The sequence below is a fragment of the Streptomyces sp. P5F9 genome, assembly GCF_057961495.1.
Genome location: NZ_JBXVPZ010000380.1, coordinates 1 through 9,707, shown reverse-complemented (window position 1 = coordinate 9,707; position 9,707 = coordinate 1). Strand labels below are relative to the sequence as shown.

At 64.5% G+C, this 9,707-nt stretch carries 15 protein-coding genes; 4 read left to right on the top strand and 11 right to left on the bottom strand.

Features of this window, described 5'->3' with window-relative positions; genetic code table 11:
* Positions 1–79 precede the first annotated feature (79 nt).
* The 8 genes from AC31A1_RS39190 to AC31A1_RS39155 all read right to left on the bottom strand — a co-directional run bounded on the left by AC31A1_RS39190 (position 80) and on the right by AC31A1_RS39155 (position 4,715).
* Positions 80–322 carry a SpdD protein gene (locus AC31A1_RS39190; RefSeq protein ID WP_489657848.1) on the bottom strand — a complete coding sequence of 81 codons (243 nt, stop codon included), beginning with the start codon at positions 320–322 and terminating at the stop codon, positions 80–82.
* Between the two features lie 25 nt (positions 323–347).
* Positions 348–542 carry a hypothetical protein gene (locus AC31A1_RS39185; protein WP_019075277.1) on the bottom strand — a complete coding sequence of 65 codons (195 nt, stop codon included), beginning with the start codon at positions 540–542 and terminating at the stop codon, positions 348–350.
* Between the two features lie 16 nt (positions 543–558).
* Complete coding sequence (locus tag AC31A1_RS39180; RefSeq protein ID WP_093628273.1) at positions 559–750, bottom strand: mobile element transfer protein; 192 nt, start codon at positions 748–750, stop codon at positions 559–561.
* A gap of 266 nt (positions 751–1,016) precedes the next feature.
* Positions 1,017–1,640 carry a DUF2637 domain-containing protein gene (locus AC31A1_RS39175; RefSeq protein WP_489657847.1) on the bottom strand — a complete coding sequence of 208 codons (624 nt, stop codon included), beginning with the start codon at positions 1,638–1,640 and terminating at the stop codon, positions 1,017–1,019.
* 81 nt (positions 1,641–1,721) lie between these two features.
* Positions 1,722–3,104: an FtsK/SpoIIIE domain-containing protein gene (locus tag AC31A1_RS39170; protein ID WP_489657846.1), complete on the bottom strand. Its 1,383-nt coding sequence runs from the start codon at positions 3,102–3,104 to the stop codon at positions 1,722–1,724.
* Positions 3,104–3,460, bottom strand: a complete 357-nt coding sequence (locus AC31A1_RS39165; protein WP_489657845.1) for an SCO3933 family regulatory protein — start codon at positions 3,458–3,460, stop codon at positions 3,104–3,106. The genes AC31A1_RS39170 and AC31A1_RS39165 overlap by 1 nt, the downstream gene beginning before the upstream one ends.
* A 170-nt stretch (positions 3,461–3,630) precedes the next feature.
* Complete coding sequence (locus AC31A1_RS39160; protein ID WP_365301654.1) at positions 3,631–3,930, bottom strand: DUF3027 domain-containing protein; 300 nt, start codon at positions 3,928–3,930, stop codon at positions 3,631–3,633.
* The gene (locus AC31A1_RS39155; protein WP_366494778.1) at positions 3,927–4,715 is read right to left on the bottom strand and encodes a GntR family transcriptional regulator; all 789 of its coding nucleotides are present in this window, start codon (positions 4,713–4,715) and stop codon (positions 3,927–3,929) included. Before AC31A1_RS39155 ends, AC31A1_RS39160 begins: the two co-directional genes overlap by 4 nt.
* Positions 4,716–4,825: 110 nt before the next feature.
* Here AC31A1_RS39155 and AC31A1_RS39150 point away from each other — a divergent pair, with 110 nt between their 5' ends.
* The 4 genes from AC31A1_RS39150 to AC31A1_RS39135 all read left to right on the top strand — a co-directional run bounded on the left by AC31A1_RS39150 (position 4,826) and on the right by AC31A1_RS39135 (position 6,708).
* Positions 4,826–5,233 (top strand): NUDIX hydrolase, encoded by a 408-nt coding sequence (locus tag AC31A1_RS39150; protein ID WP_489657850.1) that lies wholly within the window; start codon positions 4,826–4,828, stop codon positions 5,231–5,233.
* Positions 5,234–5,279: 46 nt separating this feature from the next.
* Positions 5,280–5,708, top strand: coding sequence for an ATP-binding protein (locus tag AC31A1_RS39145; RefSeq protein WP_489657844.1), 429 nt, complete (start codon positions 5,280–5,282; stop codon positions 5,706–5,708).
* Entirely contained in the window at positions 5,702–6,103 is a 402-nt protein-coding gene (locus AC31A1_RS39140; protein ID WP_489657843.1) for a hypothetical protein, read from the top strand. Before AC31A1_RS39145 ends, AC31A1_RS39140 begins: the two co-directional genes overlap by 7 nt.
* Positions 6,104–6,174: 71 nt before the next feature.
* Positions 6,175–6,708 (top strand): hypothetical protein, encoded by a 534-nt coding sequence (locus AC31A1_RS39135; protein ID WP_489657842.1) that lies wholly within the window; start codon positions 6,175–6,177, stop codon positions 6,706–6,708.
* 243 nt (positions 6,709–6,951) lie between these two features.
* Here AC31A1_RS39135 and AC31A1_RS39130 read toward each other — a convergent pair whose 3' ends face one another.
* The 3 genes from AC31A1_RS39130 to AC31A1_RS39120 form a co-directional block, all read right to left on the bottom strand.
* Complete coding sequence (locus AC31A1_RS39130) at positions 6,952–8,271, bottom strand: hypothetical protein (protein ID WP_489657841.1); 1,320 nt, start codon at positions 8,269–8,271, stop codon at positions 6,952–6,954.
* Between the two features lie 65 nt (positions 8,272–8,336).
* The gene (locus tag AC31A1_RS39125; protein WP_489657840.1) at positions 8,337–9,122 is read right to left on the bottom strand and encodes a hypothetical protein; all 786 of its coding nucleotides are present in this window, start codon (positions 9,120–9,122) and stop codon (positions 8,337–8,339) included.
* Positions 9,119–9,490, bottom strand: coding sequence for a RusA family crossover junction endodeoxyribonuclease (locus tag AC31A1_RS39120; protein WP_489657849.1), 372 nt, complete (start codon positions 9,488–9,490; stop codon positions 9,119–9,121). The genes AC31A1_RS39125 and AC31A1_RS39120 overlap by 4 nt, the downstream gene beginning before the upstream one ends.
* Positions 9,491–9,707 lie beyond the last annotated feature (217 nt).

Below are 9,707 nucleotides of genomic sequence, written 5' to 3'. Positions count from 1 at the left end.
GGAGAGACGGGCCCCGGGGCGGCGAAATGCTTGGTCGTGTGCCGCCGCCCCGGAGGCCAGGGGTAGTTCCGGGAGTCGTTCAGCGGCGGTGGTCGCGGAGCATCGAGCGCAGGACCACGGCGGCGATGGCTACGGAGATGGCCGTTACGGCGACGGCTGCCAGGAGCGCGGTGAGGACGACTCCGCCGACGACCAGGGCGACGACCGTGTTGCGGTCGACGGAGACCGGCGGGAGCGAGCGCCGTACGGGCATCGGGGCGGCCGGGGTGTGGGTGTGTGCGGGCGGCGGGGTCGGGTTGTCGGGGTACTTGGGCAGGAACACAGCGAACCCTTTCTCATCTACTCGTCTAGTCGTGTGAGCCGTTTACGACACCCACACCGGAGCGCGTGCCGGACTCGATGGCGGGGGCGAGGAAGGTGTGCGAGAGCCAGAAGCCGAAGAGGGCGATCAGTACGACGATCCAGGTGCGGACGCCGAGGAACTTGACCGCTCCCCAGGCGAAGAAGCCGAGGACGACGACGAGCGGCAGGCTGACGGTCACGGGGTGGAACTCCCTTTCAGCGGACGGGGCAGCGGTGGGTGTGGGCCGCCAACTCGGCGGCGGCCCGGCTGTCGTAGTCGTGCGAGGCACCGCAGCGCGGCGCGGTGCAGGCGGCGGTGTGCTTCTCCTGGCCCCGGTCGTCGTAGGAGGTGGCGACCTGGACGGGGCCGATGCGGATGACGTTGCGGAAGCGGCGGTTGGCTGGCACGGATGATCTCCATTTCGTTGATCGCTCGCCCGAGGGGGGCGAGGGCGTGTAGACAGGCGGCATGTCACGAGGAATACGTGGGCTGATCGCCTTCGGCGGGATCGCGGTGATACTGGGGCTCGCGGGCGCTGGGGGCCGATGGTGGCTGGGCGATTCCTGGGCCACGGTGATCACCATGTGCTGCTTTTTGGTGCTGCTCCTTCTGGCCAACGCAGGAGTTCAGCGAGTACGGCGGAAGAAGTAACACCTTCCGCAGAACTCCGACTTCAGAGTTGGGCGACGATGGCTTCGGCCATGGGCGCAGGGACGCCGAGGCGAGCGCGGAGGGTCGGGGTATCGATGGGGGCGCCGGTGCGGGTGTGGTGCTCGGCGGCGACCTTGCGGGCGTGCTCGATCAGGGCTGCCGGGACCGGCACGGCAGGGCGCTCGGGTGGTGCCTCAATGGCCGGTTGCGCGGGCGTCTGACGCGGGGGTTCGGGTACGTCCTCCTGGACGTCGGCGGTCTCAATGTCGTTGGTTGCCGCGGGTGTTGTGGTGTGGGCGAGGAGGGTTCCGCCGAGGAAAGCGACGGCGGGCCAGCCCGCGACGAGGATGCGCAGCCAGGCGGGGACGTCGCCGAGGTCGAGCAGGCCGGCGGTCGCGACGTTCGCACCGAGAGACGCGGTCAGCGCGATGACGAACCAGCACCAGCCGGAGGCCTTCGCCTCGCCGGTCCGCAGTCGACGCCAGGCGGCGACAAGCAGCAAGTCCACGCTGATCGGATAGGCCCACGCTTTCCACCCGTCCTGTCCGGCCGCCGAGGCGATGTCGTGCAGGTGGGCGAAGGAGAGGGCGGCGGCGATGAGGGCTTGGACGAGTACCGCGTCGACGCGGGCCAGTTGGGCGCGCATGATGCGGCTCCTTCCGGGTTCGGGCATGGAGGGGTAGGGACGTGGCGCGAGGCAGTCACGCCAAACCGGGCTGGGGGAAGGTCAGTTGGTTGCCGGGCGCGGCTGGACGTTGGGGCCCGGGGCCTTGACCAGTTGCGCGGGCGCGTATGGCTGGAAGCGCTTGAGCGCGGGCAGGTCGGGCACCAGGTGCGCGGAGTCGCGACAGATCTCGGCGGCCTCGCCGAGGGACAGGTACGGGGTGCGGATGCGGGACCAGCCGCCGGAGGTATCCCCCGCCACGGCCAGGCCGGGACGTTCGGGAGCGATGGCGCAGGCCGCGCCGACAGCTTCAGGAGCGATGTCGCCGAGTGCCATCTTGGCGGAGGCTTCGTCGTTGACGCGGTGGCAGACGCGGCCGGTGAGCTGGGCGCGGAGCATGGTGGCGCCCTTGCCGAGTTCGGCGCCGAAGCGCTGTCCGCAGACTTCGAGGTAGATGCCGGCGGCGCGGCCGAGTTGGGCGAGGCGGATGAGCTGGGTGACCATCTCGTCGCGTCGTTCCTCGTCCTTGCGGGTGGCGACGAGGAAGAGTTCTGCCACCTCGTCGACGAACAGCACGATCGGGACGGGTCGTTCGCGTTCTGGCAGGCCCCAGATGTCTGAAGTGATCTCCTCGTCGGGGGTGTTGGGGGCGATGCCCTGCCGGGACTTGATCAGGTCGTAGCGGTCCTCCATTTCGTCGATGAGCGCGGGCAGCAGGTCGGCTGCCTGGTCGGGGTCGGTGGCCAGGGCCGAGAGGCGGGCAGCGAACGGGGACAGTTCCACGCCGCGCTTGCAGTCGATGCCGACCAGGGCGACCGGCTGGCGGGCGAGTCCGGCGACCAGGTGGCGCAGGTACATGGACTTGCCCGACAGCGTTGCGCCGAGGGTGAGTTGGTGCGGAACGGTGCGGTAGTCGCGTACGAACGGGGTGGCGTCCTCCCGCAGGGCGACCGGCACTTTGAGGAGGCCGGACGGGAGCTTGCGGGTGCGGGGCATGCGGACCCGGCGCAGTACGTCGTAGCCGACGAGCCGGAGTTCGACGACACCGGGCTTGAGGGTGGTGACGTAGACGGCGTGAACTCCCCAGGCGTGCCGCAGCCGTTCGGCAGAGGCGGCGACGTCGGCGGGCTCCTGGCCCGGGGCGAGCCGCAGCCGTATCCGCATGCCAGTTGTCGTGGGTCGGATGACGCCCCGGCGGGGCGGTACGGGCCGGACCTCACGTCGGGTGGTGGCCTTGACGGCGAGGATGCGCAGCCGGGACGGGGCGACGGTCAGGCCGCAGGCCTCCATGACCGAGCCGTACGAGCTGAGCAGGCGGGTTGTGGATATCGGCAGGCCGATCGTGGACCAGTACGCGGCCGGGTACTTGGCCCGGGCGTAGGCGGCCCCGCCACCGAGTGCGGCGAGGGGACCACCCACCTCCAGGAGCGACGTCAGGTCGGCCATCAGGCGGCGACCCCGGCCGTGACCGGGAAGACGGCCGGAGTCACGGCGGCGGCCCGGAAGGCGATGCCGTGGCGCTGCTGCCCGTTGAACACGCTCTCCCAGGGACGGGCGACCAGGCCCGGGAGCGAGACCGGAGCTCCGAGCGCCAGTCCCTCGGACACCCCGCCCTCGGGGACAGTGACCTTGATGAGGGACGACTCGCCCTCCTCGATGTAGACGACGCCGAGCGTCATCAGCGCCTCGCCGCTGACGGCGTCCTTGGCGATCTCGCCGGTCTGACGGTCGCGAACCTTCGGCTCCGGGGCCTCGGTCAGCAGGATCGTCGCGGTGGCGGTCTCAACACGGATGGTACGCAAGGAAGTTTACCTATCTACTCGTCTATATATGTAGCGATCCGAGAACCCGGCCTCCGGGTTCGTGCGGACCACCCTGCCACACAACTTGCCCACTCGTCTATACGAGTATGCACGTTGGGGTGTACGAGTTCGGAGAAGCATCCCCACGCACCAGCCAGACCCGGGCGAACTCACCCGAAGGAACCGTCCTCCCGGGCGGTGAACAGCTCGCACCCGTCATGCTCGAAACGGGCTCGCCCATCGAACGCCGAGCCGTCCTGAGTGCAGACTCCCCAGTCCCGCCCCAGCTCTCCGCTCAACGCGATCCAGAACCGACAGCCCCCGCATTGCGCGTCGTACCAGCCGTCGCGATAACCAGGCTGACGAGTGGGCCTGTTCTGGACCTGCAACCAGCGCTCGTGACAGGCGTCGTTGTGAGCGCGGTCATCGCCCGTCCACGCTTCGCCAGGCACGACGCGGTCCGCGCTCATGTCGCGGGGAGCTGGTAGGAGAGGACGTACGCGTCCGCCGCCATGACCGTGTCGCAGACCTCCACGGCCCGCCCTTCCGTGTCGTACGCGGTGCGGATGAGGTGGATCACGGGTACGCCGGAGGCTAGCCGGAGCGTCTTGACCTCGGTGGGCGAGGGCATCCGGGCGCGGATCTCCTCCTCGAAGTGGTCGAGGTGGTGGCCGAGTTCTTCGAGGCGGGCGTAGATGCCGCCGGGGCCCGGGTTGGGTTCGGCGATCGGCGTACCGCGCGCGATGTCGAGGGGGAGATAGGAGGTGGCGAACTCGACCGGCTTTCCGTCCAGCAGATACCGGCGGCGTCGGGCGAGCACGCGCCGTACGGAGCCGAGCCGGGTGGAGATGTCCTGACTGGCCTTCTCCTCCTTGACCTCCAGACTGTCGACCTGGGGGTGACTGCCGGCGGCGTCCGCCTCGACGATGAACGCGGACTTGCCCTGCTCACGGTGGCGCCGGGCGAACCGGTCGGAGGCGAGACGCCGTACGGGCGGCCGGGGCCGGACGAAGACGCCCTTGCCGTGCTCGGCGTGCACCAGGCCCTCACCCTGGAGAACGGAGAAGGAGTTGCGGACGGTCATCCGGGAAACTCCGTAGTGCTCGACGAGGTCAGCTTCGGAGGGCAGCTTTTCGCCCTCCTTGAACCGCCCACGGTCGATGGCCTCGCGCAGCTGGTCGGCGATCTGCCGGAAGACCGCACGATCACTCGTGGGGTCGAGATCGCCGAGCAGGCCGGAACGGAGAGGGCTCACGTCGAGTACTCCTTTAGGTATCTAGACGAGTGGGCGAGTGTTGTTGCTACGGTGGAGAGCCTAGCCAGCCGGGAGGGCCGAGGAACGTGAGCACTAACCGTCCGCACTCCGTGAGCGTCGCCGGAGTCATGGTCGACGACCACGGCCGCGCCCTCCTGATCAAGCGCCGCGACAACGGCAAGTGGGAACCTCCGGGTGGCGTCGTCGAGCGAGACGAAACCCTCCCCGAGGCCCTCCAGCGCGAAGTCCTGGAAGAAACCGGCATCAAGATCGCACTCCCGGCGACCCTGACCGGTGTCTACAAGAACATGACCGGGCTGATCGTCTCCCTGGTCTTCCGCTGCCAGGCCGCCGACGGCACACCCACCACCGGGGACGAGACCCGCGCACTGCGCTGGGCCACCCGCGAAGAAGTATCCGAACTCGCCGACGAGGCATACGCGATCCGCGTCATCGACGCACTCGACGCGGCGTCTCCGCCAGCCATCCGCGCCCACGACGGCGTGAAACTCGTCTAGCCCGAACCCGCTGCACATGGCGGCCTACCAGCACGAAGGAACTTGTATGCACGAGTATACGAGCACTGCGCGGGTCTGGGGACTCACTTGCCCAGGTTTCCCCGAAGAGGTCAGCAGGGCCCGCCGGTGGACGCGCGACATCCTGCGCGGCTCGCCCCTGGCCGAGGACGCCGAACTGATCGTGAGCGAGCTGAGCGCGAACGCGATCCTCCACACGGCCAGTGGGCGGGAGGCCGGCAGCTTTCATCTGGCGCTTGCCGTGTCGTCGCAGGTGGTGGCTCTGTCGGTGACGGACGGCGGGGGCGCCGGTACGGCTCCGAAGGCCGAGCACCAGGACCAGGAGGCGGAACACGGCCGGGGGCTGGGCATGGTCAGCGCGATCGCCCACCGGGTCGTGGTCCACGACAGCGAAGTCGGTCACACCGTCACCGCAGAACTCTTCACGGACGTACGACGAGGAGGGCACCCGTGCTGAGCACGACGATCGACCCAGGCTTTTGGTGCGAGTGCTGGACCCGGCACTTGGACGACTGCCAGCCGCCAACGCTCTTCGGCTCCTACGACGCCTACACAGAGACCGAGGCGAACAACTGGGTCTCCGAGATCCTGCGCACCATCTCACCGGAACTCGACTCCGACGCCTCTCAGGAGGCATGGGAACGACTCTACGACCACCGCGTCAACACCCGACGAGCCCTGTTGCGCCGCGTGCCCTGGACGGTGTCCGTCATCCACGCCCGCACACTCATCACTTGGACTGTGAACCCAGTGATCTTCCTGCCACTGGCACACCGTCAAGGTGCCGAACTCCCAGCGTGCTCACACGACTTCAAACCTCACAGGACCCACGCGACCGATATCGAGTCTTAGTCGATGCTTGACGGTTCGACGTCGGGTGAGGCTTGATGCCTTCCCTAGACCCGGTGCGTTACGGTCCTGCCATGCCGGACCGGTTTCCTGAGATCAACTCCGTCGAGGAGTTCATTCGTCTGCGCCTGAGCGAGGATCCAGCGGAGAGGGACCGCTCGGCGCGGGCGGCTATGCCGATGCCGGTCTGGGATGAGTTGGTGCGTGAGCACCCGGACATGCGGTTCTGGGCAGCCCATAACCGCAGTTGCCCGCCGGAGGTCCTTGCCGAACTGATCAAGGACGACGACTGGCGTGTTCGCGGCAGGGTAGCGAGCCGCCGCAACTGCCCGGCCGAACTGTTGGAGAAGCTAGCTAACGATCCCCACGATGCCGTCCGCAACACTGTCGCCACGCATCAGCGCTCCCCGCGCAGTACGGTACTCCGCCTGACAGACGACCCCTGGGCCGTGATCGCCGAAGCAGCCCGGGCCCGCATCGCCAACTGGCCCCAGACAGCTCCGAATGAGACGGACACAGCCAAGCCGATCACGGCCACCGTCAACTATCAGCCGGAACCGAACCATCAAGCATCACCCGGGATCGGACAGCCCCACGCGACCGACTGAGTTACAACTTTCTCTACTGGTTCAAGGCGGCTCGCTCCGCTCCCCGCGCGCGGCCCGGCCCCCGGCCGGGCCTGCGCTCCTGTCTCCGCCCCGCTCCAGCCCGGCCGGCGCCCGTGCCGCGCGCGCAGCTACCTGATGCCAGAGAAGGGGTACATCACGGCTGGGACGGTCGGCTCTATGGCTCAAAGAACACAAAACGAACATCGTGTTCCACCGGCTGCAGAGTGAACCGGAGGAATCTATCTAGGAGGATTCTTCGATTCCAAAGATGGTGGGGTTTAGTAGCCCTCGTGAGCGAGAGTAGTGAACCAGCCATCCCTTTGAAGTCATTTCAATAGATCGGCGACGTTGATCAACCTCTTCACGGCTACTTGTGACAAGGCCAAAGCGTTCAAGGTCGACCACATTCTTACGCATGTGAGTGCGGTCATTGAAACCGAGATCCTGGTGATCTCCGGGAGAACAAGCGCCACCAATCCCTGCCAGATCATCAAGCAGTCGCCACATACGTGGCTGTAGTCGAATGTCCCTCTCGTACTTCACTGCAAGATCGGCCAACCAATCTCTCGCAGCTTGCTCGATTTCCAAAGGAGCACTCTCGATGAAAAATTCTGGCTCCAGGCTGAAAGAGAAATCTTGAGAGTAGCTCAAAGAGTCTCTCAGGTTTTGATGACTTACTTCATAGATGTGCTCAAATGATTTGGCTGAGACCGGCGCTGAAGCTTGATCTTGAACGCTGTAGTGGCGAAGTCGAGCGTCGATGAGTCGAGGAATATGTGAATCCGGAACAGGAGAAATGTCAATCGGATCCGACAACACTCCATTCATGCGCGGCGTGGCAGCAACGCTACGAGCAATACCGCGCGCACCGCAGATTACCCAGCGCGTTCCGGGAAGCTGCAAAACCGGGTCTCTGATCTCTTCGATTACCCGCTGAGCCTCGCTAGAGACATCGATTAGTTCCAGGTTGTCGATGAGCCCTACGAAGCCTCCGGACCCGTCAGGGAATGCATCGGCTAGCCATCTCTTCACTGCAGCCCTGAAACCAGCTTGGGTGTACCCCTGGGAAGTATTAGCAGCAATTCCAGCAGAACCGGTGAATCCCCCAAAGGGGCTACTGAAGCCGCCACCACGAGCCCTCAAAACGGGAGAGTTCAGCCAGAGATTGAGATCCTTGGTGCGAGGAACTGAGCGTCCGGCACGCTTGAGCGTACTTTCATTTTCGAGGAAGGCTCGGGCGATCCCGAAATAGCACGAACTAATGAACTCCTCCGCGTCTTCCTTTACCTGCAAAGGCTCGGGTAAGGGTAAGTACAGTTGCTGACTCTGTCCCTGCCTGAAGTCCTCGCCGGCCACCCACGTCGCTACTGACACAAGGCTGGTTTTACCAACACCGTTGGGCCCCTCCAGCACGACGTGCATGTCACTCTCGCGGATTCGGCGCAGGAGTGACCGGAGTTCAACATCTCGCCCGACTAGCAGCTCTCTGCCGTCTTCGCTGCCGGGCAAAGGTTTGACTATGTAGGGATTTCCTTTAAAGCCCAGACTAAGCCAGAAATCCATTGAATGTGGTCCTCTCGCGCGAACGGACACGTCATCACAATGCTCGGGACTGCGTTTCGACTAATTTAGTCGAAATGCGGCCCAGTATTAGCGAGAATCTCCGTCACTTCGACGACATCCAACGGATGTACCCCAGGGAAAGCACCCTTGATGGCCTGCGCGATGGCGACGGCATTAGCCCGGCCCTCGCTCGACTCGAAGTGAGATTCGATTCGATCAACCATCTCGAAGGATGAAAGAGGAGGGTTCGGGTAGAGAGACCAAGCAGCTTCCAACCCCCTTTGCACAACGGGGAATGCTTTTTTGGAAGCTCGGCCGCCATGAACTACTTCATTACGTGCCGTTGCCAGACTCATGAGCGCCGAATAGCGCCATTTAGAGATTCGCCCGTTGCCGTATAGAGAACTCGCGTAACTAGCCAGGGTATCTCTAGATGATCCCTTATCAAGCAAATCCAGTTGAATTAGAATAGCCGTGGCAACTTCATGCGCAAGCAAGATGGAATGCGTTTCATCGTGCAATGCGAGCCTTTCCGCCTCGGCCTTCAGCAAATACATGGGCTTGATTTCCGGATAAGGCTGGTTACTCCCCGTCCAAACAAGCTCAAGCCGCCATTCCGGAAGCTCAGACACCCGGGAAGCCAGCTCAACAAGAGTGGCCCTGCCCGGATCCTCAAGGCAGCTAATTTTCCCTAGAACATGCTCGCCTTGTCGGCTGGCGACAAATTCTGGAGAGAATTCACCAAGGGATTCTGGGAGACTCTTTCGGTCAGGATAGAGGTGCACGCTCCATCCCTCACCTTCCAGCTCACTGACGGCTGCCTGGATTACCTCGATCTCTCTGGAATTCATGGCAGCTCCTCATGTCCGGGAGATTCCTCCAGTTTGATATGGACGAATGGCCCTCCCGAGACGAAACCCTCAGCAAGAGCAGCAGAGAGACCGCATACTTTGAAGGCCCCGTTCACGTCTCGCAAACTCCCATGGACGTCTGTGACTTGGGCATCGTCAACAAAAGCGATCCCGCAGAGCGCATCCTGGATGGGCTTGAGCATGTTGTCCACATCGAGTGGAGAGCCTTGATGGAAGAACGTGATCGTTACGCTCAATGAGGAGGCGAGTGGCGCGACTCCGGCCGGCCAAACCTTGCGTGCGGCCGCACTCACGTCGGCCCTCCACGCTCTACGCCGACTGGATGATCCTTGGAGCGAGGCAGGCACCCCTAGGATCACGCACTCCCATGGCAACAACGACACAGAGTCATGCTAGCCCTACCTGGGCCTGTCTGGATCGACTCATCCGATTCGCCGCCCAAGTCGGTTGTGAGCAAGTCCAACCGATCGATGGGGGGTAGACCGAGGATGGTGTCCCGCCGAGTGGTGTAGTCACTGGTCGAGCTGATTCGGTTTCTGCTGTGGTGGAAGCTGGGGATCGTCC

What these genes read in the sequence shown, in the direction of transcription:
- AC31A1_RS39175 (WP_489657847.1), bottom strand. Translation starts at nt 1,640, where the DNA reads ATGCGCGCCCAACTGGCCCGCGTCGACGCGGTACTCGTCCAAGCCCTC.
- AC31A1_RS39170 (WP_489657846.1), bottom strand. Translation starts at nt 3,104, where the DNA reads ATGGCCGACCTGACGTCGCTCCTGGAGGTGGGTGGTCCCCTCGCCGCA.
- AC31A1_RS39160 (WP_365301654.1), bottom strand. Translation starts at nt 3,930, where the DNA reads ATGAGCGCGGACCGCGTCGTGCCTGGCGAAGCGTGGACGGGCGATGAC.
- AC31A1_RS39145 (WP_489657844.1), top strand. Translation starts at nt 5,280, where the DNA reads ATGCACGAGTATACGAGCACTGCGCGGGTCTGGGGACTCACTTGCCCA.
- AC31A1_RS39135 (WP_489657842.1), top strand. Translation starts at nt 6,175, where the DNA reads ATGCCGGACCGGTTTCCTGAGATCAACTCCGTCGAGGAGTTCATTCGT.
- AC31A1_RS39130 (WP_489657841.1), bottom strand. Translation starts at nt 8,271, where the DNA reads ATGGATTTCTGGCTTAGTCTGGGCTTTAAAGGAAATCCCTACATAGTC.
- AC31A1_RS39125 (WP_489657840.1), bottom strand. Translation starts at nt 9,122, where the DNA reads ATGAATTCCAGAGAGATCGAGGTAATCCAGGCAGCCGTCAGTGAGCTG.